This window comes from Streptomyces coeruleorubidus, assembly GCF_028885415.1.
In the GTDB taxonomy this organism is placed as follows: Bacteria; Actinomycetota; Actinomycetes; order Streptomycetales; family Streptomycetaceae; genus Streptomyces; species Streptomyces coeruleorubidus_A.
This window is the reverse complement of the sequence record NZ_CP118527.1, coordinates 5240686-5264754: the sequence shown is the minus strand read 5'-3', so window position 1 is coordinate 5264754 and position 24069 is coordinate 5240686. Positions and strand designations below refer to the sequence as shown.

The following is a 24069-nucleotide window of genomic DNA, read 5'->3' as shown; positions in this document are numbered from 1 at the left end:
CATCTTGGCAGGAGGGGGCCAAGCCCCTTGCGGGAGAGGGCGCTTGGCCACAGAGGATCTCGTGTCAGAGCGGGAGGTCGTCGGGGAGAACCCGGAATGCCTTGTGCCGGCCCAAGGGACGTACGGCGCGGAAGTCCCGTCGGTCGAGGGTGAGAATCGCGTCGGTGTCGTAGTCGGCGGCGAGCGCCACGTTCACCGCGTCGGCGAGGTCCAGGTCAAGCGCGCCGTAGCGGACTCGGACGGACTGGGCAGCGCCCAAGTGGTCCTCCGTGATCTCGGGCATGACGACCCGGCCCCGGCTCATCCATCGCCGCAGGTCGTCGACCGCGCTGACGGCGGCCTCGCGCCCCAACTCGCGCGTGGCCACGTGATCGAGTTCCGCAAGCAGGAGCGGGGACATGACCAGGAGACCGGCCGCCATGATCGCCTCGTTCGCCGCTCCGTGCTCCGGGTGGGCCGAGTCGAGGGCGGCCAGGAGACCGGACGTGTCCGCGATGACGATGATCACGCGGCAGTTCCGGAGTCCGTGTCGCGCCGGACCGCGTCGGAGACCGCGTCACGGACCTCACCCTTGGAGGGCGTACGACCCGACCCCTCGAATGTCCGCGAGAACAGCGGCTCATCCCAGACGCGGTTCGCCATGGCCGCGAGATGGATCCCCTGACGGATGATCTCGGCCTCGCTTATGCCTCGCCGCTTGGCCGCCTCCTTGATGATCGCCAGATCCTCGGGGTCGGCGTAGACGTTCGTGCGCTTCATGGACATGTACCAAGCGTAGTCCATGTACTGGATTGATGTATCCGTCGCGCTCCTCAGTCGCCAGCCCACAGGACGCGGTCCCGCTTGGTGAGGTTCTTCACTGTCGGGCGCCGCACCGGACATCCGCGCCACGGTCGTCGCCGAGTTCTACCGGCACACCATCGATTGTCGACCCGCATGGAAGCTGCGCGCCCTCGGCCAGGGCTGGGCGGACGGTCTCGACGGCCTGGCTCGCGCCCACGGAGTCGACGTCGAATGACAACTGGAGGCAGGCGCCCGTACGCGTCCGCAATCACGCATCTATGGCTGGGCCCGAAGCACATGGATGCGGACACCTCCGAAGGTCCGTCGGTTACTCCCAGACCCCTTACTCCGACGTTGTGCCCACAGCGTGCCCGTACGGGCGGAGGTGCACGGAGTCACCCCTGTGGTCCTTCGCCCGCTCGGCGCGCACCATCGCGTCGAGGCCGGCCGCCAGGTCGCGCTGGCGGCGGCCAGCTCTGGCAGATCGCCCAAGCCCTCACCGGGCAGGCCGTCACGGGCCTGTGAGCCGGCGGAAGGGTGTTGGACGCCACGGCCAGCGCGCGCACCGCCCTGCTGCTCAGCGGTGCCAGGTGTTCGCTGGGGCATTCTCGGCGGACGTGGCCTTCACCGGCTCGGTGACCTTCACGGGTTCCGTACCGACCGCGCTGTGCCGCTCCGCCCAGGACTCCAGGGCCGTGCGGCAGGCGTGGTCGAGGTGGTGCAGGCCGGACAGGTCCAGCTCGACCGGGCGGTCGTCCGGCAGCGCCTCCAGGCTGTCAAGGATCTTCGGCAGCCGCAGGAAGGTGGCGTTACCCGACAGGTAGACCTGGATGGGACCGGCGCTCTTGTCTATGACCTCCAGCTTGACGTGTGAAGCCTCCCAGGCGGCTTTGACGACGGCCAGGGCCAGACCGATCAGGACGCCCTCGAACATGTTCACCGCGACGATCGACACGGCCGTGACCACGAGGATCAGCGCCTCGCCCTTGTGGGCCCGCCACAGCGCCACGACCTGGCGGAACGGGATCAGCTTCCAGCCCGCGTGCACCAGGATGCCGGCGAGGGCGGGCAGCGGAATCAGGGCCAGGGCCCACGGCATCGCGGCGGCGAACAGCAGCAGCCACACGCCGTGCAGCACACGCGACGCCTTGGTCTTCGCACCCGCGGCGACATTCGCCGAGCTGCGCACGATCACCGCGGTCATGGGCAGGGCGCCGAGCAGACCGCACACGGTGTTGCCCGCGCCCTGGGCGATCATCTCCTTGTTGTACTGGGTGCGCGGACCGTCGTGCAGCCGGTCCACGGCCGCCGCGCTGAACAGGCTCTCCGCGGAGGCGATCAGCGCGAACGCGATGATCGTGCCCCAGATGGCCGGGCCGGCCAGCTCGCTGAAGGCTTCGGCTCCGGGCGCCTGGATGACGCCGAGCAGACCATCCACCTGGACGGTCGCGACCGGGAGGTCGAGGGTGATGGTGGCGATCGTGGCCAGGACCACCGCCGCGAGGGCGCCCGGCACGGACCGCACGGCCTTCGGCATCTTCCTCCACAGCACGATGACGGCGATGGTGCCTGCGCCGATCGCGAGCGAGGCCAGAGCCTCGGTGCTGCGCAGGGCGTCGGTGAACGCCCCCGGCAGCCCCACGATCTTGCCGATGCCGGTCTCCGGGGCCTTCAGGCCGGCCGCCGCGTAGATCTGCCCGGCGATGATCACCAGACCGATGCCGCAGAGCATGCCCTCGACGACGGAGACGGAGATCGCCCTGAACCAGCGGCCAATCTTTAAAAGGCCCATGGCGAGCTGGAACAGACCGGCGAACAGCACGATCACCCCGAGCGCGGCCACGCCGAACTCGCTGACGGCCTCGAAGACGATCACGGTCATGCCTGCGGCAGGCCCGGACACCTGAAGGCTGCTGCCGGGCATGAGTCCGGTGACCAGGCCGCCCACGATGCCGGTGACCAGGCCGAGTTCGGCCGGAACGCCGGAGGCGACCGCGACACCGACGCACAGCGGTACGGCGACGAGGAAGACGACGACGGAGGCGAGGAAGTCCTGCCGCAGGTAAGGGAACTTCGACAGCATGGTCACCAACTCCCTTACCGCATCTCGAAGGTGCCGGACTCTGCGTGGTGCTCCCGCACCAGCCGGTCGCACAAGGCCGGTTCGGCGGACAGGTCGTTGCGCCGCACCACCGCGTCGTCCGGGCCACAGTGGGAGTGACCACGCACCACAACGCTTTTGACGCTGAGTTCCTGCGCGGCGTACTCGATCGCGGCCATCTCGCCAGCGGGAGTGGCGGTGGCATACGGCGGGAGGGTGTGGCCTCCGACGAGGCGAGTGAACTCCTTGGGGCGCTGTCCGAATAAGCGGGCGTTGTCGATGAGGGGCTGCATGGCGTGGGACCTCCTGGCGCGCCGTGGGGTGCGCGTCGGACTTACCGGGCACGGGGGTGTGGGGTGCTGCTCTACGGCTCAGCAGCGGAAGACCTGCAGAGCGGCCGGCGAGTGGGCTGCCGCCCATCTCGACGTGCCGTGGTGCGCGAGGCGGGGCGTGGCCTCCTTGGACGCGGCCAAGGTGCATGCCTTCATCAGCCGGCGGCCCGGCGCTTCGGGGACACAGCCGACGGCGGGGTGCCGGTCGCCGGTGTACAGGGAAGCGGTCTTTGGCCTTGGCGTGACGGACTGTACACGGGGATACGAAAGGCGTCGTCGATTCGCAGTACTGGAGAGCGACCAGGACGCCGGTGAGAGCGAAACCACGGTCCGGGACTTCACACCTCGGAACATTCACACCCCCAAGGCAGCCCATTACCTTTTGCGTGTACCAATGGCCGGTCAAAGGTCAGTCAAGAACACGTTAACTCGGCAAAGCCGTTTGCGGGGTTAACTGAGCGCTTACAGGTCAAGAGAGCCTGAAAACAGAAGTGGAGCTGGCGAGAAACTGTTACCGCCCCAAAGAAGGCACACATTTGTGTGGTCACGCGACCTTCACACCCTGCCCTTCATCGGTCATGTCGTGACGGGGCACTCGTCCGGTGACTCACACGGAGGGGTGATCGGATGTGATCGTCGCTGTGGCGGTGTTGTTACTGCCCGTGCTCGGGGGGCTGCTTGCCGGTATGGCCTGGTGGGAGGAGCGGGTGTTCCGCCCCTCTGATGCGCCACGTCACGCCGGCACCCGCCGACACCTGCGGCTGATCCGCGGAGAGCGTGATGCTCCGGCGCATGAACCACACACCGGCGCACGGCGGCGCCACGCCGCTTGATGAGGCGGCGTGGCGCTCCAGACTGCGCTTGACAGGTGATTCGAGGTATCGCTCCCGGGGCGAGACCGCCTGGCTCGTAAGCGATCTTCGGGGCGTTCCTCTGCTTACCTTTTCCCGCGGCGGCAGGCCAGCCATACGAGCGCGGCACCCACGGTCGCCGCCAGCAACACGGTCCGGTTGTCCCGCGCCGCCCGCGCCCCCTGGGCTGCTTTCTGCCGCACTGGTTCGGGCGCCTTCTCCTGGAGCAGGTGACCGGCCCGGGCAGCGTTGGCCCGCGCCTGCTCGGCGGCGTGAACCGCCTTGTCCTTCACCGGATCCGGCAGCTTGTCCTGCACCTGGTGTGCGGCCTCAGCCGCCTTGACCTTCAGTTCCCCGGCCTTCACGGCTGCCTGCTGCCTGACGTCAGCGGCCTTCTCCTGTGCCTTGGTCGTCTTGACATCCGTCCTGGCTGCCAGCGACTCGATCGTCTTCCCGAGCCCCTGACGGGTCCCCTCGACCTGCTCTCGCAGTTCCTCGGGGCTGGCAGCGGTCTGTTCGTCGTGAGGCGGCTGGGTCATCGCTGTGCACTCTCCTTGATCTCGGCCACGTCGGCCTTGACACTGTCGATCGTCTGCTGGGGTGCCGGTGGCGCACCCTCACTGACCTGCTTCTTGCCCATGAGGGCCATGAGCGCGGTGATCGCGCCCAGCACCGCGGTGATGATCAGCGCCGCGGCCCATACGGGCAGCGGCACCGCGAGGGCGGCGATGGCGGTGGCCACGAGAGCCTGCAGGGTCAGGAAGCCGACGACGCCGGCACCGCCGAACAGGCCGCCGCCCTTGCCGTACCGCTTGCCCTTCTCCTTCATCTCCGCCTGCGCCAGCCTCAGCTCGCCGCGCACCAGCTCCGTCAGCTGCTGCGAAGCCCGTTGCACCAGCTCGCTCGCCGGCTCCGCACCGGAGTCCTGCGTCTGCCGGCCGGCTCCAGCGGAGTGCGACGGTGCACTCGACACGACGATCACCTCCCGTCCTTCCTGGTCCGCGCCGGGCGGGCCACCTCGGTGCCCGGCCGCCTGGTGGGAGCGCGAGTACCCCGAACGGGCCAGTACGGACACAGCTGTGACCACCCGTATGAGAAGCCGGTCGTGCCTGGTCAGCAGGGGCGCTGACACCAACGCCAGTGGCGCAGCAGCAACCGTGGGGTGGAGCGGGCGAGCCAGGCGGCGACCAGGCCAATGGCGGCGCCGGTGGCGACATCGCTCGGATAGTGGGCGCCGCTCTGGACACGTTCGACGGCCACCATCACGGTCGGCACCGCGCACACGGCACCGGCCAGCGGCCATGAGGGGGCCACGGCCGCCGTGAACGCGACTGCGGCCGAGGTGTGCCCGGACGGGAACGACGACGATTCGGGACGGTCCTCGACCTCGTCGTGCGGGATCCACTCCCTCGGTGGCCGGGGACGCTCGGCCGGCTTCTTGCACACGCCGTTCGCGGCCACCTGGGCCACGGCGACCGCCGCAAGGCCGGCGGCTGCCGCCGTGCGGCCGCGCCAGCCGCCCCGCCAGGCCATCACCGCGGCCGCGCCGCACCACGGCTTGGTGCCCCTCCGCCGTCTCCTCCACCACCGACAGCGTTCTGTGGACGCTCGACGAGGTCCACGCGGCCACCCGCTGCGTCACACGGCGATCAGCCTCACTCACTTCTGCCAGCACTCCCATGACCTGTGGGTATCCGCCGGATCAGCGGCCACACCGCGAGATCGCGGCAGTACCCGACACCATCAGGGGCCGACACCATCAGGGGCCGACACCATCAGGGGCCGACACCATCAGGGGCCGCCACCTTCCAGGCGGCGCCTGTCCTCCTCGTCCCACTTCCGGGTGTCGCGCGGCTGGGTGTACGGCTCGGCCTCAGGCGGATGACCACCGGCGATGGCCCGCTGGCGCACGGTCTCCGCGTCGAACTCCAGACCCAGCAGGATCGCCAGGTTGGTGATCCACAGCCACACCAGGAAGACGATGACGCCGGCCATCGTGCCGTAGGTCTTGTTGTACGAGGCGAAGTTGGCGACGTAGAGCGCGAACCCGGCGGAGGCGATCATCCAGATCAGCAGGGCCAGGAAGCTGCCCGGGGTGATCCAGCGGAACCCCTTCACCCTGGCGTTCGGGGTCGCCCAGTACAGGATCGCGATCATGATTGTGGCCAGGAGGACCAGGACGGGCCACTTGGCGTGGTGTTCACGGCCATCACCATCAAGCGCCGTCGCTTCCCAAGCTGAGAGCGCGAGTTCGATTCTCGTCACCCGCTCCATACGAAACCCCCAGGTCAGAGACCCGGGGGTTCTTTGTTGTCCAGACCGGCGAACCGGTCGCGCACCACAACCGCACCATTAGCCCTCGACAGCCTCCTCGCTGTGGTGCGCGGGGTCGTCCTTGTGGCACTTCGCACGCTCGGCGCGCACGAGGTCGTCGAGCCCGGCGGCCACCTCCCGCTGCCGCTCCTCGTCGGAGTGCTGATAGATCAGCGCGGCCTTCTCGGAGGACTGCCCGGCACGGACCATCGTGTCAGGGTGGCACCGGACCGCCGAAGGTGCGCCGAAAGGGAGCACCCCCTCTTCCCGTCCCGCTGACCGTCCCGCCGTCGTGTCTCCTGTTGGGGACCGGGGTGTCGACCCACTCCCGGCCCGAGGAGGTCTTCAGGCTGCCAGCCCCTGCGACCACCAGCGGGCGGTGTACGCGCGCGACGCGCAGCCCCTCGACCAGAAACTTGTACGCCGCCGGCGGCGGGACGGCTTGGGGCGGAGCCGTCGCGGGCAGGGAGAGGCCACCTAGTCGGGGCTCACGGCGGTTTTCGCCGCAGGAGGGGCGCCGACAGCGTCGCACCGGAGCGGAACCCGGTCGACCTGTGGCGCAGGTGCGGATCAGTTGCAGGGATGGCGGGGGCCCCCGGCGGGAACCGGGGGAAGAGTTCCACCGGGGGTTGTCGATGCCGGCCTCGGGCCGACCGTCCGCCTACTTGGGCCTCTTGACCGGGCCGAGCGCGGTCAAGAGGAGGTACGTCGCGTAGTCGACCGCGCTTCTGAGGGCAATGTCCCTCACTCCAGCGGCGTGCCAGAGCATCCCGAGGCCGCCGGCCGACGTCGGTGTTCCGTCGCCGCTCAGTTCGAAGGCACCCGGTCCCGCTTGCCGCCATGCCGACAGCGACGCGGCCGTGCCGTCGAAGAGCGGCCGCTAGCCGTTCTCCGGCCGGCAGTCCGCCTCGACGGCGCCGGTGGCCCACTCGATTCCGCCCAACAGGTGCTGGCGGACGGCGGGTTCGGTGAAGGACTCCTTGCTGTGGCCGACGCCGGTGTAGAAGGAGCGGCCGCCCTGGTAGTTCTGGCACCAGGCGATCGGATGGTCGCCGTTCATGGTGCCGCCCCAGTACGAGGACTCGTCGAGGGAGGCCAGAACGCGGACCCGTTCCCGGGGATTCGAGCGGAAGTTGTACCACTCGTCGGTGCGGTTCCAGGTGGTGGGCAGGTTGGCGGTCGCCGGGTGGGCGCGGTCCTCGACGTGCACCGTGGCACGCATCGGCCACCACGGATGCGACTCGAAGTAGGCACCGACGAGCCCGCCGTAGAACGCCCAGTCGTACTCGGTGTCGGCGGCCGCGTGGATGCCGACGTAGCCCCCACCGCTGCGGATGTAGCCCTCGAAGGCCGTCTCCTGGGCGGCGTTCAGGACGTCACCGGTCGTCGACAGGAACACGACCGCGTCGTAGCGCCCGAGGTTGTCAGCCGTGAAGGCTCCGGCGTCCTCCGTCGGGTCGACCGTGAAGCCGCCCGTCTCGCCGAGCTGTTTCACCGCCGCGATGCCGGCGGAGATCGAGCCGTGGCGGAAGCCGGCCGTCTTGGAGAACACCAGCACCCGTGTGCCATCCTGCTTCGCCTGTGACACGGCCGGTCCCGAGACGCAGCCCAGGAGCACGGCCGCTCCGACGACTGATGTTGTCAGTCGGTTGATCGATCGCATGCTGTGTATGTCCCTCTCATCCGGCGGTGAATGTGAAGTCGAGTGGGAACACGACGCCCTCGCCCCAGCCCGGCTCCGCCGCTGCCGGCCGGGGCGGTGGCAGCGGCGGGCCGCCTGGCATCGTTACCGTCGTCACGCGTCCGGCAGCCAGGGTGCGAGTGCGGTGTCGACCGCGCGGACGGCCGTTTCGTTGTCGAGTCGCACGCCGAGAATGAAACGCCGGAACGGCAGGGGCCGAGAGATCCGGGAGACACCGGATTGGATCGCTGATCGTTCACCAGGGTCGGGGCGATCACCGGCGGCTCGCGTAGCGCGTCCTCCTCGGTCCGCTGCTACAGCTGTCGCGTTGTCGCGCGGCCCTGCGGAACGTCTGGTCGGAGTTCAGGACCCGGTGGAGTCGGACGGCGGGCGCGGGCCGCCGAAGCCGTGTTCCGAGAGGTCGAACCAGTTGCCCTCCGGATCCATGGCCCGGTACTCGGCGAAGGGGCGGTTGGTGAAGCGTTCGGCCGGCTTCGGAGTGCCGGCCGCCACCAGGGCCTCGGTGGTGGCGGCCGTGTCCTCGATGTGGAATCCGAAGTGGTTGAAGCCGACCGGGGTCTCACCATCGAGCTGATGCTTGATCAGGGCAAGGGAGAGATAGCCGTCGGAGAGGAAGCAACTGCCGTCCGGGTCGCGGTGGAACAGTTCCATCGCGAAGACCGAGGAGTAGAACTCGGTGAGCTTCTCCGGGTCGCGGGCCACGATGGCCAGGTGGCGGAGCCTCGGCCGCGCGGCGGTGGGTTCGGCCACGGTGGAATCCTTCGAGTCGGGGGCCGGCTGCGCCGGGCGGGGCGCGGGGATCATGTTGTGGAAGGCGCTGATCAACCAGCCGCCCTCCGCTGTCCGTTCCACGACGGCCAACGCGTGCGTGGTGGTCAGCGGCTGGCCATCCGGGGCGGTGATGGTCGACTCGGCCTCCACAGTGGCGAAGTCGGGGCGGAGGAATCGGACGGCCACGACGCGTGCGTCGAGGACGGTTCCCGCGTACGGCCCGCGGAAGAGGGCGTCGTGCCCGGCCGCGATGCCGGCCCGGCCGGGTGGCTTGTCGCCTCGTACGGTCGTGAAGTCGCAGTCCTCCGCGAAGCTCGCGGCGAAGAGCGCGGCGTCACCTGCCGCCCAGCCGCGGGCCATCTCCGCCCACAGGGCGCGGATCGCCCGGGCGTCGTCATGGGTCCCGTCCTCGGTGCCGTCCTGGGCGGGGGCGTTCGTTCCTTCGGGCTGCTGCATTGTTCTCACGCCTTCGTCAGTGAACTCGTACGGATACGCAGGTCGACCTCGGGGCACTCGGCGCCCTCGGAACCTTCGGCGGGATGCTGGGGAGGCGGGGCCCAGGCGCCCAGGGCGTGGTAGAACTCGCCGTCCCGGCGCTCCAGGTAGCAGATGATGTTGAGGGGCCAGCCGGTCCGGCCGAAGAGATGACGGTCCATGGGAGTCGGGCGCTCGCTGAGCGTCTGGCCCCGTTCCGACGGCGGGCCCAGGCGGTGCCAGTCCGGGTGCATGTGGATGGAGCCAAGCAGGTCCATCCCCAGGGCCTCGGCATCTCGGGACGCCCGGAGGAGGTCGTGGGAGTCCATCCACCAGCCGCGGTGCTCGTTTTCGTAGGCCGGCCCGAACTTCGGCACGATCGTCTCGCGGAACTCCCGTAGAGCCGCCGGATCACTGGTGCGGGCATTACGGCCGAAGGCGACACGCCGCACGTGGTACGTCGTCGCCTCCGCGGTGCCGAGCAAGAGCGCGAAGCAGGGCAACGGGGCTTCAGGAGTGATGAGTTGGTACTCAGCGGCAGCCACGGAGAGGAAGTCCGCGAGTGCCTCGTCGTCCATCAGGACGGTGGGAGGAGGGGGGATGGGACGACCGGTTGCTGAACAGCCGGCCGATCTGCATCGGGCGTCCGGCGAACCGGACCCGGATGCGTTCGTCACAGCGGACATGGGGTGCTCCGTCGAAATGGGGGGTGGGGAGGCCGTTGGAGCGGAGTGTCCGGAGAAGCTACTTGAGAGTTCACGCTCACAGGCCGAACTGCCGTGAACTGTGGGGATTTCCCTACGGCTTGATAGGAACTTGCGGCCGGACGGTTCGCGACGTCGAGGGGGATGAGCGTCAAACGCGCGACGGGGTGCCGTGTGCAGCAGGCGATTCACATCGACCTTGCTCACGTCGCCTTGGCACTGCCGGTCAGCCTGGCGTCGAGATCCTGTCCGGCATGGGTCAGGAAGGCGCTGTTGTGTCTGATCGGCGATTCCGACACCGGCAGGGCTGTGCACTCACAAGCACGCCCGAACTTGGAACCCCCAGGTCATGGACTCGGGTGTTCTTTATTACCCAGAGACCACGAGCCTCCAGCGGACACCACCGGGGCACCGGCCTGATCATCCCGCACCTCCGCGAACGCGGAGAGGCTGAATCCGCGGCCGGGCCAACTCCCGTCCGTAGTGACGAAGTGCGAGGAGCGCCGAGCCCCTGCCCGGCTGGGCCTCGTACCCCATGCGCGATTCAGGCGTTTCGTCCCACTCCCCCTGAGTGTGGCAGTGTCCCGCGACGGCCACCTCGGCATCCAGGCGCTTTCCAGCCGGTGAGGGCGCCGAGAGGACCTCAATTGGCATGACGTGCACGGGGATTGACGTAGAAATCGCTTACCACCTACGGTCCTCCCGGAATCGCGGACACCTTTCGGCATCTCGAACGTCTGGCGTCGGTACGCCCCACGAGAACAAGGAGTCGAAGCGGAATGGGCTCACAGCGAAGACTCGGCTGGATGTCGCTTGCCGCGGCAACCACCATGGCACTCGCGGCCGGAGTGATCACCGCCCCCGCCGCCCACACCGCGGACGATCCCGTGGAGGTCGTGGTCGACGGGGACGACGTTCACGCCGACAACGTGAACGGTTTGACCTACAAGGGCCTCGGCGTGCTCAGCTGCAACAGCACGAGCAACCTGCTGATGGACTACAAGGCGGAGCACCCCGGCCGGTACTGGCAGCTCATCCGCGTGCTGTTCGGTGGGAAGAACCCCCTGATCAACCATGTCAAGGTCGAGATGGGTTCGGACACGAACACGTCGACCGGTTCCGATCCGGCGACCATGCGCACAGCGGACGAACTCGCCGACGCGTCGCGCTCCCCGGGCTTCCAACTGGCAGCGGACGCCAAGACGGTCAACCCGAAGCTCAAGGTCTCGATCCTCCGCTGGGTCATGCCCCGATGGGTTCAGAACGAATGGAACAAGGGCACCGGCTCCGACGAGATGTACAAGTGGTACAAGGAGACGATCCTCGACGCGTACGAGAAATACGGGTACATGGTCGACTACGTGAACCCGGACACGAACGAGACGCATGATCCGGACGAGGCCTTCATCAAGTGGTACAAGAAGGCGATTCTGGCCGACACGGACTTCGCCGACCCCCGCTACGGCATCCCGGCGAAAAAGCGGGAGCAGGCCGAGAAGGCCTACCGCGGCATAAAGATCATCGCCGCCGACGAGAACACCACCCACAATATCGGGCCGTCGATGCTCAGCGACGCGGAACTCTTCGGCATGGTCGACGCGGTCGGCTACCACTACAACACCGATGACCGGCACGACGGGCCCGTCGGCAGCGACACCAACCTGCCGTACACCAGGCTGGCGACCGGTGAGAACAAGTACGGCGAGGACAAGGAAGTCTGGTACAGCGAGGGAGTCGGCTCCTTCGGCTACACCGACTACCGCGTCAACAACACCGAGGGCCCGAACGGAACGAGCACCGGTATCGGCGGCGTCCAGAGCGCCCTCGATCTCGCGAACCGCTCCGTCAAGAGCTACGCCAACTCCAAGCGGACGCACTACATCTTCCAGCCGGCGATCGGCTCCTTCTACGAAGGCGCGCAGTACAGCCACAAGGAACTCGTCAGCGCGCGTGACCCGTGGTCGGGCCACCTCCACTACGACGCGGCCATCTACGTGATGCAGCACTTCACCCAGTTCGCGAAGACCGGCTGGGAGAACGACACGAACACGGCGGGCATCTGGCGCACCGTGCCGGAGGCCAGTTACAGCGGGGTGAGCGGCACCGAGAACGTCGACGGCTCGAACGGGGCCCCGAGTTACATGACGCTCGCGGACCCCCGTAAGAAGGACTTCTCCACGATCGTCGTCAACGACAGCGACCAGCCCAAGACCTACCGGATCAAAGCCGAGAACATGCGACTCGGTTCCGACCCGACCATGGAGATCTGGGAAACCCGCGCACCGGACGCGGGCCGGCCCTACGACGCGAACTTCAAGCACCTCGTCGACGAGATCCGGCCCGGCGGCGCCGGGTACTACACCTACACGGTCAAGCCGAGGTCGATCGTGACCTTGACGACGCTCGACAAGAGCCACGACAAGGCGACGAAGCAACGCCTGCCCGAGTCGTGGAACCGCACGGTGCTGGACACCGACGCGACCGGCAAGAAGCACAACACCCGCGACAAGATCCTGTACGCCGACGACTTCGGGTACGAGGAGGAGGGCAGGGTCCAGGTCGGCACCGGCAACGGCGCGCACAAGACGTCCCAGCCCTACCTGAGGTCGCGCGGCAACCAGCCTCGCTACATGGTCGACCAGACCGGCGCCTGGGAGGTCGGTGCGGACGCGAGCGGCGACAACGTCCTGTACCAGTACATGGACCAGTCCATGAAGGACACCGGCGCCTGGAACCGCCACACCCCGAACACGACGGTCGGCGACTTCCGCTGGGAGAACTACCGGGCCACGGTCGACGTCTCGTTCCCGGACCCGGCCGGCGGACTCGCCTCCCTGGGCGTCCGTCAGCAGAAGGGCATGGCGATCAGCGACGCCGCCTACAACGTGCGCATCGCACCGACCGGCGCCTGGACGTTCTACGAATACGGCACGGCCGTCAAGTCGGGAACGGTCCCCGCGTCCGACGGCTACCGCCTCGCCATCGAGGCGAAGGGCGCGACGATCACGACGTACATCGACGGCAAAGCCGTCTCCGCGTACCAGGACCCGACTCCGCAGACCGAGGGCCGCGTCAAGCTCGGATCCGACTTCCACAAGACGGCGTTCGACAACCTGAAGGTCGAGAAGATCGACGGGTACACGCCCTACGCCCGCGCGCAGCTCGACAACATGGACAGCTCGGTCACCTACGCCGGCACGTGGAGCCGGAAAGCCTCCCTCGGCGACGCGATGGACTGGTACCGGTCGACGTCGACCGGCACGACCGCCGGCGCGTCGTTCACCGTCCCGTTCACCGGCACGGGCATCGACATCATCGGCGGCAACGACGGCACCGCCGTCCTCGACGTCTACGTCGACGGAAAACTGATCGCACGGGACGCGAAGACGGCCGCGACCGACAAGCGCCTCGCGACGTACGCGCTTCGCGGTCTGCCCGACGGCGCGCACACGGCGAGGTTCGTCCTCAAGTCCGGAAAGATCGTTCTCGACGCGTTCAACGCCATCTCCGGGGACGTGGACCGCACTGTGGACACGACACCGATCCGGGACGCCCTGGAGAAGATCGGACGTCCGGAGCAGGCGGACTACACGGCCGACTCCTGGGCCCTGTTCGCCTCCGCGTCGTCGGCGGCGAAGGCTGCCGTGTCGGGACGGCAGAAGGGCCTTGACGCCATCGGCGTCGAGCAGATCACGGACCGGCTCGAAGAGGCTCACGACCGGCTGGTGCGCAAGGACGGCACCGCCGCCCAGTAGGTGCCCGGGGCCTGCGGGCCCCGCGCGTCCGCCGTAAACGATCAAGGGGCCGTATCGGATTCCTCCGATACGGCCCCTTGTACGGGGGCGAGTCGCCGCCCGCAGGGCTCGGCGAACCGCGCCCGCACCTACGACACCGCTCGCCCACCGGGCCGCCGGACAGTTTTTGTTATGCACCGGTGCGGCGCGCGTCTCCTTGGTACAGGACCGGAGAAGAAACAGGAGACAGTTCGATGGAGCAGGCCACCACAGACCGTTCGCTCAGCCGTCGCGGGATGCTGAAGCTCGCCGGCGCGGCCGGTGCCGGCGCCGGTGCGATCGGAGCGGCCACGGGGACCGCGTCAGCCGTGCCGACGGCCCCGAAGGGCGGGTTCTCCCACCCGGCGCTGCTGCACACGCAGGCCGACTTCGACCGGATGGCCGAGAAGGTCAAGGCGGGCGCGCAGCCCTGGACGGACGGCTGGAAGCGGCTGCTGAGCAGCCGGGACTCGGCGACCGACTACCAGCCACGGCCCGTCGCGACCGTCATCCGCGGTGGCGAGGGCGCGAACTTCCACCTGCTGTTCCGGGACACCGCCGCGGCCTACCAGAACGCCCTGCGCTGGAAGATCACCGGGGACGCCGGGCACGGGGACAAGGCGCGGGACATCCTCAACGCCTGGTCGGCCACCCTCAAGGAGCTCGGCGGGAACGCCGACCGGTACCTGCTGGCGGGCATCCAGGGGTATCAGCTGGCCAACGCCGGCGAGATCATGCGCGACTACGACGGATTCGACCTCGGCCGGTTCCAGTCCATGCTGGTCGACATCTTCTACCCGATGAATGACTACTTCCTGGTCAACCACAACGACGCCGTCCCCAGCAACTACCGGGCCAACTGGGAACTGTGCACCCTGGCGTCCATCATCGCCATCGGCGGGCTCACCGAGGACCAGGCCAAGATCGACCGGGCGGTGGAGTACTTCAAGAACGGCGACGGCAACGGCTGCGTCAAACGGGCCGTCCCCGTCCTGCACGAGGAGGCGGACGGCGTCGTCCTCGGGCAGTGGGAGGAGAGCGGCCGGGACCAGGAGCACACCATGGCCGGTGTCGGCTGGATGGGCGCGCTCTGCGAGATGGCCTGGAACCTGGGCGAGGATCTGTACGGGTACGACGACAACCGGTTCATGAAGGGCGCTGAGTACGTCGCCCGCTACAACCTCGGCAAGGACGTTCCCTACACCTCGTACTCACGCCGCATGGGCCGGCGCGTGGCGGGCCAGCTCGGAGTCCTGCACACCGAACCGGAGATCAGCGAGCAGGGCCGGGGCAGCACCCGTCCCATCTGGGCCCTGATCCACAACCACTACGCGGTGCGCCGGGGGCTGGACGTTCCGAACATCACGGCCTACAAGGACAAGCTCACGCCCGAGGACGGCGGCGGGACGCGCGGCGGGGCCGGCTGGAGTTACGACCACCTCGGCTACGGCACTCTGACCTACACCCGGGACCCGGAGGACGTCGGCGCGTCCGCGCTGGGCGCCGCACGCGAAACCAAGACGGCGGACGACGCCTCGGGCAGCGCGGCAGGCGGCGGGACGCGCCCGCAGGGCGGCACCTCCCACGATCTGGCCGCCACCGGGGCGGACGGCGTCCTGGCCTGGTCCGCCGCCGGGGCCTCGGCCCTCCTCGGGGGTCTGCTCCTGCTCCGCCGTCGCGGGCGCGGAGCGAACACTCCCGGGTCCGACGCGTGATCCGCGGCGCCTGAGCCAGGCCGGGCGGACGGCCTCGGCGGCCTCGCCCACGCCTACGGAGTCGACGTCGAATGACAGCGGGAGGCCGGCGCACGCACGCAGCCGCAATCACGCATCTCCGGCAACGCGCGAAGCACATGGATGCGGATACCTCCGAAGGTCCGTCGGCCACTCGCGGACCGCTTGCTCCCCACGTCGTGCCCACAGCGAGAAGGAAGGCATCTGCGCAGGTCAGAGCCACATCGGGCGCACAAGCGCCGTCACTTCCCAAGCTGAGAGCGCGAGTTCGATTCTCGTCACCCGCTCCATGTGAAACCCCCAGGTCAGGGACCCGGGGGTTTTTGTTGTCCAGACCGGTGGGCCGGTCGCGCACCATAACCGCATTATCAGCCTTCGGCAGCCTCGTCGCTGGGGTGCGTGGAGTCGTCCTTGTGGGACTTCGCACGCTCGGCGGGCACGAGGTCGGCGGGGCCGGTGTATTGATCGGACAGCCCTCTGGCCTGCTGTGCATTGTCCGGACCGACCTGGGTCGGCCCGGACACTGTGGTGTCTCCAGGCCCGTGTTCGAGCCGACGCGCGATGGGTGGGCGGTGCCCCTCCTCCGGTCAGCCCTTCACGGCCGCCCAGAAGTCTTGGATCTGCGGGAGGTCGGAGTCCTCATCGAGGATGTTGGCGGCGCCGAACTGCAACCGCAGTTTGATCTTCCTGGAGCCCTTCGCAGAGAACTTCTCGGGTCGTGCGAGCTTGGCCTTGGTCAGCCTGTCCACGAAGGGCCTCCACTCGTCTGGATACTCCTGGGTCCACTTCAGACGGTGGTCGTCCGGTTGGTGGTTGTCCTTGAGGATCAGTGTCGAGGACGCGTACTCCACCAGGTTCTTCAGGTAGTGGCGAGCGGCCTCCACGCGTACCGGTACGACGGCACTGGACATCCCCGGCGCGTCGACGATCCCGACGCCCCGCGTGCGCAGGGCCTCGAGAATGTCCGGGCGGCGGTAGAAGAAGCGGCTCGGCCGGAAGAGGAGCTCCACCAGGTCCCCGTGGCGCACGCCCCGCAGTCCTGAGAGGTCCGTCTGCTCCGCGCCCGCTGTGATCTTCTTGACCCTCGTCCGGTCGAGCTGGAGCTTCCACCCGGGGCCCGTGGGAAGAGTCAGAGACTCCAGCCGGCAGTTGATTAGGGAGGCATTGCCCACCTTGGTGTGACTGAGGTCGAGCGGGCCTGCGAACGTGGCATCGACAATCGGCCAGTCAGGCATCTGAGCGGTCTTGCGGATGATTTCCGCCCACAGGGCACCCAGATTGGTGGCGACCGTGTCACGGGAAGCGGAACTGGACTGAACGGCGGGCAGCCGGACGCCCGCCAGGGCGCCGATGAGCAGCTCGGTGTCCACCGCTGCCACCACGCCACTCACAGTTCCCGTGCGCCATTCCGATCTGCTCAGCAGCCGTTGGAGGGCGGCGGAGCGGCCGGCACGAAGATGACGCCCGACGATACCGGCCAGGAAATTGTCGAAGAACACCTCGTGCTGGAACCTGAACCTTGTGGGCCCGCGCGTCGCCGAATCCGTGGCCAGACCGCACAGCACCTGGAGGCGTTCCCGAAGGCCTTCGCGATCGTCCAGGTCATCGATGTCCAAGGCCGCGGCCGCGGCGAACTCCAAGTCGCTGGAGTCGATCTCCCTTTCGCGACTGTCCACCATGATCTCGGCTACATGTTCGAAGGTGCGCCGCAGTTCGTCTCGGTTCAGGAGCCCGTGCGTGCTGCCCGTCTGATAGGCGAGCTTCCGTTCCTCCCGCGCGAGGTAATGGTTCAGGAGCCTCTCGGTGAATGAAGGGCCCGTCGCGTCCGACTCTTCGTAGTCACCTGACCGGCACATCTCGGCGAAGGCCCGGGCGAAGAAGGGGAGCCCCAGCAGTTCCCGATCTCCGGCCGCCAGGCGCTCGTAGCGGGCGGCAGGCACACCGTAGTCGCCCAGGAACGACACGATCTCCGCCGGCGTCCACCGCAGCACCTGGGCAATGCTGTGGCGGACCGAGGCGCTTATCGCCTTGCTCGCCCGTTGCACGCTCGACCGGTACTGATTCATGTAGTAGGAAGAGCGCGCCGAGACGACGAGTACTCCCCGACCGCCCAGCGCGTTCAGCCAGTCCTGCAGCGAGTCGATCGCGTCGCTGTACGCCGCTCCGCCGAGGAGTTCATCGAAGCCGTCGATGAGAAGTGCGATGAGCCCTTTTCCACAGAGGACCTTGACACGTTCCGCGGTGAGGTTCTGGGTGAGCGCGACCGCGTGGTTGACGGCCGCGTCTAAGTCGTCGAGAACACGCCCCGTAGACTTGACGTACAGAAACAGTGGTCTGTCGCCCTGGTGCCGCTCCACTTCCCGTGCCCGGTTCAGGGCGGCCTTGACCATCGCCCGGGTCTTGCCAATGCCGGCCTCGCCATTGACGAAGAAGACTTGGGTCTGGCCCGTCTCGACCCCGAGGTCCGCGTCGACTTCGTCGATCAGTTGAGAGAACGACTTCCTCCGCGGGTTGCCCCCGTCGTACTCCGTCACCTCGACGTGGGCCTCCCGGTGGCTACCGACGTCCGGTTGCCAGCCGAGCTGCTCGATTTCCTCCTGGGCGAGCTGCCGCTCCACCTCCTCCAGCTTGTGACGCAGACGGCTGGCCACGATGGGCCAGTTGGTCAGTTGGTCAGTTTACGAAGGTATGTCCGATATGGTACCCAGCCGTGTTCGTCCTGCCACTCGGGACCGTCGGGGCCGACGCGGAAGTAATCCCTGCGTAGCTGGGTGCCCTCGCTGACGGACTTGCCCCACTCGTAGCCGAAACCGTGGGAGTGGTCGAAGAACTGGGGAGGAGCACCGACGACATCGGCGAAGGCCTTGAGGTCGCTCTCCACCTCGGCTCGGAAAAGTTCACGGGCATCGTCCGGTTCCCTCTTTGGCTTCAACAGCAGGCCCAAAGAGGCGACGAGCTCCTCATTGCCGGGACATGCCCGGTAGTTCGCCGCGCCGAAGGCGAGGAAATCGGGCTGGTTTCCGGTGTATCGGGCGTACACGTACCAGCTGTCGTCCGGTTTCGCGTACATGAAAGGCCACAGAGACACATCGATGTTGTCCCAGGTCACCACGGGCCGCAGCTCCTGGCTTCCGTCGTCCGTGAAGGTGAGCACGGCGTCGGACAGGCACTCCGCGATGATGTCGGAGATTGCTCGTACGAGGGCGTCCACGACGGGGGACAGCCCGTCCGGGATGGCACCTCCATGGCTGACGTGGTCGCGGAGGTTCTTTGTCGCCCTGAGCTCGGGTGGGGCCTCGGGGATTCCCTCGTCGTATCGGGCCAGGGCCTCGGTTATCGTCTGGGCGACGCGCTGTCCTGGGGAGCCAGGATCGGTGCCACGCAGACGGGTACGCAGATCCCGGAGCAGCGAGATCCACTCGCCGAGCCCAGGCGACCTGCCGATGTTGACGTGGGCGAGTCCCGACGCCCGCACCGTCGAGAGGGCCAAGAGGGCCAAGAAGCGCGCCTCGAAGTCGAGAGCAGAAAAACTCTCTTGCACGCTACGAGAAACCTCAGGCGATCTCGGTGCGTATACGCCTTCCATTCGACGGAAGGCTGCGACGGCCGTGCGATTCACCGATCACCTCGATACTGGGTGGAAACGGAGTAGTTCTCCCGTAGGGCTGTGCAGGCAAACTAGCACCATCTGCCCTACCTCAAAGGGGTCTTGCCCCTGTGTGACGGGCATCGATGAACTGCTTACCCGCTCTCTGCCCCAGGCGGGCGGGATCTGCTGCCCTGCGCCCGATCGGCATGGTGCTGCCGCGCTGCTCGCCACCCACACCCCGGCGGTCGCCGGAAGCCGCGCACAGCGATAAGTGCTCGACGGTGGCACGCTGTCGGCCCTCCGCACGCAGAACGCCCCTGAGGGGACGCCGGTATGAGGCGACGGAGCCGGGCAGCTCTGCCAGGGGGCGTGTGCCGGGTCTGGAGGGCTTTGGTGCGCAGGTACGGACGTTGTGGGCGGTGGTGAAGACGCTGGTAGGTGCCCGGTGGTGGCCCGTGAATCCGAGAAGGTCCAACTGGACCGCTTTGTCGGAATTACTGGAGAGGAAGTCCAGTTCGGTGATGCCGTGCGCAGCATCTGGGCGGCGGTGGAGCCGCGGGCGACCTCGGAGATGCCTAGGGCGGTGTTGGCCTCGTAGGTGTCGAGGCCCTGGCCCTGGAGGACATGAGTGTCCTGTTCGGAAAGGTTGGTGGCGGGCGTCACGCTCCTAACTTCCTTGAAATGGGCGAGCGCCTCCTCGACCCTGTTCCTCACGGAGCAAGTTGGCCGCCGTGCAGGAGCGAGGTCTCGCGGGAGCCGTCAGTGCCACGTCGGCGGCGGCATCTGGCAGGCAACCGCAACATGTGCAGTCGCAACCAAGACCCCGATCCGCCTGAGCGACGGTGGTGCAAGCGCAACCCGTACCGCAGGCCCGACTGCTCAGCGGCCCCGTGCCAACGGCGTGCACTTCAGAGCGGACAACCACGGTAAGCAGCGGTGTGGTCCGCCCCGTACGACTACCCATTTGATGCCGTCTGCGCAGATCAGGACCATAGAACCCGCCCAAGCGCTGCAAGACTCCCCGTCACCCTTCCGGCGAACCTGCGGCGCGAATGCCTCGACGCTTTCGAGGTGTTGGAGGAATCGCTGGAGGCCGCAGGAGACCGTGGCTCGGCTATCGAACTAAGGCGACGGCGCATGCGCCGCACTCCGAGTGATCAGGTCAACTTGTAGGCGTGACGGCGAAGATGAGGGGAGAAGCCATAGGCTTTTCCCTGAGCGCACGGGTGTTCAGCCGCATGCCTGCCGCGGGGGAACGTCACGATCGGGGGAGCGAATGGATCCACAGTTGGTGCAGTTCGCGCAGACCGCTGGCACGACCGTGGTCGCACTGATGGCCACAGAGGCGTGGAGCGCGACGCGCGACCGGGTTGTCGCGCTGTGGCGGCGTTTCCGGCCGGCCGACGCCGAGGACGTCGAGGCCGCTCTCGACGAGACGCGGGAACAGATCGTCCTCGCGCGTGAGGGTGAAGGCGAGGCAGAGGACAGGTCGGCCGGCGAGTGGCAAGGGCGGATGATGCTTCTCCTGGCGACCGACCCTGCCGCGGCACCAGCCCTGGAGCGGGTTCTGCGCGAGGCTCGCGAGCTCCTTCCTCCCGGTGAGCAGTCGTCCATCGGCTCGGTGCGCATCTCGGCCCACGCGACCGGAAACTCACACGTCTACCAGGCAGGGCGTGACCTGCACATCACCGAGCGAAGAGTCGGCCGCCATACGGGGCCGTGACGTCCGTGTCCGGGCAGGGCAGGGTGTTCCGTGCTGGGGCCGGTGCCGCACTCCGTCCGGGTGCCGCTGACGGCCGAGCTGGGTCACAATCGCGTGGGAGAATTCGGCCACCTATTCGGAAAACTTCCCCGTCTACACCCCGCCGGGAGGCGCAGACACCTCAGTCGACGTCGTGGACGTTGTGCTCGATCAGGTCGGATGCGTGCCGGGCAATAGCACGGTAGTCGGCATCGTCATGGAGGACAGCCAGACCGTGATGGGCCGCGGTGGCGGCGATGACGAGGTCCACCGCCGAGGCACTGCGATGCTCCCCCGCCTGGGCCATACGGTGTTGCACCGCGCCGATCCAGCGCCCCGCGTTCTTCGGCACCGACACGTCCGGGTAGAGATCAGTGAACATCTCCGCGATCTCGTCGTACTCGCGTCCGTTCCGGGCGCTGTGGAGGAATTCGGCGCGTTGCACGTAACAGGATGCGATGGCCCCGGCATCGATCGCGTCGTACCAGGCCGATTGCAGCTTTGGTTCGCGGAGCAGCCGGACCAGACCGGACGTGTCGAGCAAGTAGATCACCGGCTGTGCTTCTCCGCCCGGTGCAGGCGCTCGGCGTCCTCGACGGCACCCCACTCACGCGCACGCTCGAAGTGACGGCTGATGCGCGCCGCACGCTCCTGCTGCTCGGCGTAGAAGTGCAGAGCGAGATTGACCGCCTCCTTCTTGGTCCTGACCTTGGACAGAGCCATGGCGCGTTCCAGGGCGTCGTCGTCGATGTCGATCTGGGTCACAGACATACCGCACCTCCCACACAATGTTGGTGATGTACATAGAAGAATACGTCATCAACATTCATGGGTCCACGTCTGAGTGTCGGCTCCGGTATGGGCAGTCGCGACGGACGCTCCAGACCAGCCCGAGAGACGCTGTCCGCCCGGCGGAAGCGTCATGCGCACGTATCGCCCGGCTACTGGTGGCGTCCGCGCCCACAGCGTGCCCGTAAGAGCAGACAACCACGGCCAACTGCGGTGCGATCCGACCGGACGGACCGGGACCCGGGGGTTCTTTGTTGTCCAGACCGGTTCGCGGGTGGCGCACTACAACAGCACCACGAGGACTCGGCTGGTTGACGGTGGCTTCGGCTCGGACCATGCCGTCGAGCCGGCCGCCATGTTCCGCTGCCGCTTTCGCGAGGCGCTGGAGGACCGGCGGCGCGCTTCGCCACTCACCGCCTGCGGACCGCGGGTACGAAGGGCACCTTCGATCTGGGCCTCTCCGTGCGCCCGAGGTTGCCCTCGCGAGAGGTCTCGACGACGATCGTGTCCTGCGGCATCGGCGTCACGACACGGTCAGGTAGATCTTGCGCACGGTTTCGATGGTCTTCCAGACACCGACGAAGCCCGGCTTCATGACAAAGCTGTCGCCTGCCTTGTAGATCACCGGCTCGCCACCTTCCGGCGTGATTTCGATGACGCCGGAAAGGATGTGGCAGAACTCGAAGGTCTCACCCTTGATCGAGCGCGTCTCGCCGGGCGTGGCTTCCCAGACACCCGTGTTGATCGTTTCCCCGCGGGCGGCGTCCTGGGCCCAGGTCTTGTAAGTCGGGTCGCCGGAAATCAGGCGTTCCGGCAGCGGGCCGGACTCGCGGGGTGCGAAGGAGGGATTGGTATCGATGGTCTTCAGGAGCGACATGCTTTTCCTCTACTGGTTTTGGGAACGACGCAAATCGGGAGCGGACATACCAACAGGCCCTTCTCCTGGACGAGTCAGGCCACGCACCGGCTGGCGGCGAGGGCTCGGGGAGGGTCAGGCAGCGGCGCACAGATGGGTGTGGACTCCGACACGAGATGCCGGATGATCGGCTCGAAGGCGTGAGGGGGTGCTGTCCGGCCTCCGCCGCCATGATCGTGGTGACGGCGTGCCGATCACCGGAGGCGACCTGATTGGCGACCTCGGCAACCACCGGATTGACCTTGCCCGGGCATGATGCTCGAACGGGCGTGCACCGGCGGCGTGGATCGTGCGACTGTTGCGGTCCATCGAGTATCTCCGACGCCCCGCACGGAGCCCGCGCGTGATCTGTCCGCCCCGGGCACGATGTTCGGACGTTGTGTCAAGCGTGGGGCCGGGAGGTGGCACTCACGGCTCCGGTCGGCCCAAGGAGATGCTGAAACCTCCGCCGTACGCTCCCGCAGCGGTGCCCCTCCGACCCGGTTTCCGCTGCCAAGGCTTGCACCGTCCGTCAGCCACCGAGCGCGGCTCCCGCACCCTGAGCCGGCGCCGTGCCCACAGCGTGCCCATCGGTGGCTCCTGCTGCCCTCACTCCCCCTATGGGAGAGCGAGGGCACTTTCATGTGATCTCCGTGCGAGCGTGAGCTTTCGAGAGCGGCGTTCGGGCTATTGCACGTCCACGAAGTCGCCGGTCGCCTTGACGGCCGGGGTGGTGGAGGTCCCCGCGAAGTTCCAGCGCCAGTAGCCGTCTTCGGAGGCGGTGGCCGTGGTCGTCAGGTTGCCGGTGCTGGAGGTGTACACGGTCTTGATGGTCGCGTAGGTCGTAGTGCCGGACTTGCGGAACTGGAGCCTGACCGGCTGGTTGGTGTAACCCCGGTAATCGAGGTTGTCCCAGTCGGCCCGGGTGAGCTTGCCGGTGACGGTGAGGGTCTTGCCCTTGGCAATCGGTTCCGGGCCTGCGTTCACGGTGAGTTGGGACTGCCGCTGCAGACGGGTCGTGGTGTAGCTCGCCGAATGGGTCCAGCTGTCGTCATTGGCCACCCCCTGCACACTGACCTTCCAGGTGCCGGCGTGGGCGTTGGTGAGCGCGGTGCCGCCGTACTTCCAGTCCGGTTCGAGGGAGATCGTCTGCGAGCAGGTGGAGGTGGTGGCACTCGAGGCGACGCAGTCCGCATGGGAGTAGTACTGGTTCGACACGATGCGGTCGTCGTAGGTCTCGTAGGGGTTCGCACCATCCGGTCCGCGCCACAGGACGAAGTCCGCGTCCTGGATGCCCGACGGGTGGGTGAAGGTCCCTGAAACCGTGATCGTCCTGGCGTAGAGACCGACCACGATGTTCTTGCCACCGTCGAAGGAAACGTTGCTGATCTGGACGTCGGCCTGGGTCTCGTCGCCGTAGGCACCGGGGGCGGCGAAGCCGGCCAGCGCGGCGACGGCACTGAGCAGGGCAAAGGCAGCGCGCTTGCGCATGTATCTCCTTCACAGAGGGAAAAGTGG

At 67.6% G+C, this 24069-nt stretch carries 19 protein-coding genes and 4 pseudogenes; 4 read left to right on the top strand and 19 right to left on the bottom strand.

The window, feature by feature from the left end; all coding sequences use genetic code 11:
- Positions 1-64 precede the first annotated feature (64 nt).
- A complete protein-coding gene (locus tag PV963_RS24470; protein ID WP_274817892.1) occupies positions 65-508 on the bottom strand; it encodes a PIN domain-containing protein in 444 nt (147 codons plus the stop codon).
- Positions 505-765, bottom strand: coding sequence for a CopG family transcriptional regulator (locus tag PV963_RS24465; protein ID WP_274817891.1), 261 nt, complete (start codon positions 763-765; stop codon positions 505-507). Before PV963_RS24465 ends, PV963_RS24470 begins: the two co-directional genes overlap by 4 nt.
- A 94-nt stretch (positions 766-859) precedes the next feature.
- Between PV963_RS24465 and PV963_RS24460 the strand changes: the two genes are divergently transcribed.
- Positions 860-1018 carry a TerD family protein gene (locus PV963_RS24460; protein WP_342456440.1) on the top strand — a complete coding sequence of 53 codons (159 nt, stop codon included), beginning with the start codon at positions 860-862 and terminating at the stop codon, positions 1016-1018.
- Between the two features lie 342 nt (positions 1019-1360).
- On the opposite strand, the gene PV963_RS24455 is transcribed toward PV963_RS24460, so the two are convergent.
- The 10 genes and pseudogenes from PV963_RS24455 to PV963_RS24410 all read right to left on the bottom strand — a co-directional run bounded on the left by PV963_RS24455 (position 1361) and on the right by PV963_RS24410 (position 9905).
- Positions 1361-2866 (bottom strand): SulP family inorganic anion transporter, encoded by a 1506-nt coding sequence (locus tag PV963_RS24455; protein ID WP_274817890.1) that lies wholly within the window; start codon positions 2864-2866, stop codon positions 1361-1363.
- A 14-nt stretch (positions 2867-2880) separates the two neighbouring features.
- Complete coding sequence (locus PV963_RS24450) at positions 2881-3177, bottom strand: carbonic anhydrase (RefSeq protein WP_274817889.1); 297 nt, start codon at positions 3175-3177, stop codon at positions 2881-2883.
- A 976-nt stretch (positions 3178-4153) separates the two neighbouring features.
- On the bottom strand, positions 4154-4606 hold the full coding sequence (locus PV963_RS24445) for a DUF3618 domain-containing protein (RefSeq protein ID WP_274817888.1): 453 nt from the start codon (positions 4604-4606) through the stop codon (positions 4154-4156).
- Positions 4603-5040, bottom strand: coding sequence for a phage holin family protein (locus tag PV963_RS24440; protein WP_425540935.1), 438 nt, complete (start codon positions 5038-5040; stop codon positions 4603-4605). The genes PV963_RS24445 and PV963_RS24440 overlap by 4 nt, the downstream gene beginning before the upstream one ends.
- Positions 5041-5180: 140 nt before the next feature.
- Positions 5181-5600, bottom strand: a complete 420-nt coding sequence (locus tag PV963_RS24435) for a phosphatase PAP2 family protein (protein WP_274817887.1) — start codon at positions 5598-5600, stop codon at positions 5181-5183.
- Positions 5601-5858: 258 nt separating this feature from the next.
- Positions 5859-6260: pseudogene (locus tag PV963_RS24430) on the bottom strand (YihY/virulence factor BrkB family protein); the annotation flags it as partial.
- A gap of 159 nt (positions 6261-6419) precedes the next feature.
- Positions 6420-6596, bottom strand: a pseudogene (locus tag PV963_RS24425) (tyrosine-type recombinase/integrase); the annotation flags it as partial.
- Between the two features lie 538 nt (positions 6597-7134).
- Positions 7135-8043 (bottom strand): annotated as a pseudogene (locus tag PV963_RS24420) (ThuA domain-containing protein); the annotation flags it as partial.
- Between the two features lie 381 nt (positions 8044-8424).
- The gene (locus PV963_RS24415) at positions 8425-9309 is read right to left on the bottom strand and encodes an SgcJ/EcaC family oxidoreductase (RefSeq protein WP_274817886.1); all 885 of its coding nucleotides are present in this window, start codon (positions 9307-9309) and stop codon (positions 8425-8427) included.
- A 5-nt stretch (positions 9310-9314) separates the two neighbouring features.
- Positions 9315-9905, bottom strand: coding sequence for a hypothetical protein (locus tag PV963_RS24410; RefSeq protein ID WP_274817885.1), 591 nt, complete (start codon positions 9903-9905; stop codon positions 9315-9317).
- A gap of 905 nt (positions 9906-10810) precedes the next feature.
- On the opposite strand from PV963_RS24410, the gene PV963_RS24405 reads away from it, so the two are divergent.
- Complete coding sequence (locus PV963_RS24405; protein ID WP_274817884.1) at positions 10811-13786, top strand: GH59 galactosidase; 2976 nt, start codon at positions 10811-10813, stop codon at positions 13784-13786.
- A gap of 233 nt (positions 13787-14019) precedes the next feature.
- Entirely contained in the window at positions 14020-15519 is a 1500-nt protein-coding gene (locus tag PV963_RS24400) for an alginate lyase family protein (protein WP_274817883.1), read from the top strand.
- A gap of 605 nt (positions 15520-16124) precedes the next feature.
- Here the strand turns inward: PV963_RS24400 and PV963_RS24395 are convergent.
- The 3 genes and pseudogenes from PV963_RS24395 to PV963_RS44030 all read right to left on the bottom strand — a co-directional run.
- Positions 16125-18188, bottom strand: coding sequence for a hypothetical protein (locus PV963_RS24395; protein ID WP_274817882.1), 2064 nt, complete (start codon positions 18186-18188; stop codon positions 16125-16127).
- A 14-nt stretch (positions 18189-18202) separates the two neighbouring features.
- Complete coding sequence (locus PV963_RS24390) at positions 18203-19123, bottom strand: hypothetical protein (RefSeq protein WP_274817881.1); 921 nt, start codon at positions 19121-19123, stop codon at positions 18203-18205.
- 365 nt (positions 19124-19488) lie between these two features.
- Positions 19489-19759, bottom strand: a pseudogene (locus PV963_RS44030) (GTP cyclohydrolase); the annotation flags it as partial.
- A 643-nt stretch (positions 19760-20402) separates the two neighbouring features.
- On the opposite strand from PV963_RS44030, the gene PV963_RS24380 reads away from it, so the two are divergent.
- The gene (locus tag PV963_RS24380; protein ID WP_274817880.1) at positions 20403-20849 is read left to right on the top strand and encodes a hypothetical protein; all 447 of its coding nucleotides are present in this window, start codon (positions 20403-20405) and stop codon (positions 20847-20849) included.
- 160 nt (positions 20850-21009) lie between these two features.
- Here PV963_RS24380 and PV963_RS24375 read toward each other — a convergent pair whose 3' ends face one another.
- The 4 genes from PV963_RS24375 to PV963_RS24360 all read right to left on the bottom strand — a co-directional run bounded on the left by PV963_RS24375 (position 21010) and on the right by PV963_RS24360 (position 24042).
- The gene (locus PV963_RS24375; protein WP_274817879.1) at positions 21010-21420 is read right to left on the bottom strand and encodes a PIN domain-containing protein; all 411 of its coding nucleotides are present in this window, start codon (positions 21418-21420) and stop codon (positions 21010-21012) included.
- On the bottom strand, positions 21417-21638 hold the full coding sequence (locus PV963_RS24370; RefSeq protein ID WP_172629543.1) for a type II toxin-antitoxin system VapB family antitoxin: 222 nt from the start codon (positions 21636-21638) through the stop codon (positions 21417-21419). Before PV963_RS24370 ends, PV963_RS24375 begins: the two co-directional genes overlap by 4 nt.
- A 541-nt stretch (positions 21639-22179) precedes the next feature.
- On the bottom strand, positions 22180-22533 hold the full coding sequence (locus tag PV963_RS24365) for a cupin domain-containing protein (RefSeq protein WP_274817878.1): 354 nt from the start codon (positions 22531-22533) through the stop codon (positions 22180-22182).
- A gap of 705 nt (positions 22534-23238) precedes the next feature.
- Positions 23239-24042, bottom strand: a complete 804-nt coding sequence (locus PV963_RS24360) for a calcium-binding protein (RefSeq protein WP_274817877.1) — start codon at positions 24040-24042, stop codon at positions 23239-23241.
- Positions 24043-24069 lie beyond the last annotated feature (27 nt).

Coding starts and splice junctions, on each gene's coding strand:
- PV963_RS24450 (WP_274817889.1), bottom strand. CDS start 3,177: ATGCAGCCCCTCATCGACAACGCCCGCTTATTCGGACAGCGCCCCAAG.
- PV963_RS24370 (WP_172629543.1), bottom strand. CDS start 21,638: ATGTCTGTGACCCAGATCGACATCGACGACGACGCCCTGGAACGCGCC.
- PV963_RS24360 (WP_274817877.1), bottom strand. CDS start 24,042: ATGCGCAAGCGCGCTGCCTTTGCCCTGCTCAGTGCCGTCGCCGCGCTG.
- PV963_RS24380 (WP_274817880.1), top strand. CDS start 20,403: ATGGATCCACAGTTGGTGCAGTTCGCGCAGACCGCTGGCACGACCGTG.
- PV963_RS24410 (WP_274817885.1), bottom strand. CDS start 9,905: ATGGACGACGAGGCACTCGCGGACTTCCTCTCCGTGGCTGCCGCTGAG.
- PV963_RS24435 (WP_274817887.1), bottom strand. CDS start 5,600: ATGGCCTGGCGGGGCGGCTGGCGCGGCCGCACGGCGGCAGCCGCCGGC.
- PV963_RS24390 (WP_274817881.1), bottom strand. CDS start 19,123: ATGGAAGGCGTATACGCACCGAGATCGCCTGAGGTTTCTCGTAGCGTG.
- PV963_RS24455 (WP_274817890.1), bottom strand. CDS start 2,866: ATGCTGTCGAAGTTCCCTTACCTGCGGCAGGACTTCCTCGCCTCCGTC.
- PV963_RS24405 (WP_274817884.1), top strand. CDS start 10,811: ATGGGCTCACAGCGAAGACTCGGCTGGATGTCGCTTGCCGCGGCAACC.
- PV963_RS24465 (WP_274817891.1), bottom strand. CDS start 765: ATGTCCATGAAGCGCACGAACGTCTACGCCGACCCCGAGGATCTGGCG.
- PV963_RS24445 (WP_274817888.1), bottom strand. CDS start 4,606: ATGACCCAGCCGCCTCACGACGAACAGACCGCTGCCAGCCCCGAGGAA.
- PV963_RS24415 (WP_274817886.1), bottom strand. CDS start 9,309: ATGCAGCAGCCCGAAGGAACGAACGCCCCCGCCCAGGACGGCACCGAG.
- PV963_RS24400 (WP_274817883.1), top strand. CDS start 14,020: ATGGAGCAGGCCACCACAGACCGTTCGCTCAGCCGTCGCGGGATGCTG.
- PV963_RS24365 (WP_274817878.1), bottom strand. CDS start 22,533: ATGTCGCTCCTGAAGACCATCGATACCAATCCCTCCTTCGCACCCCGC.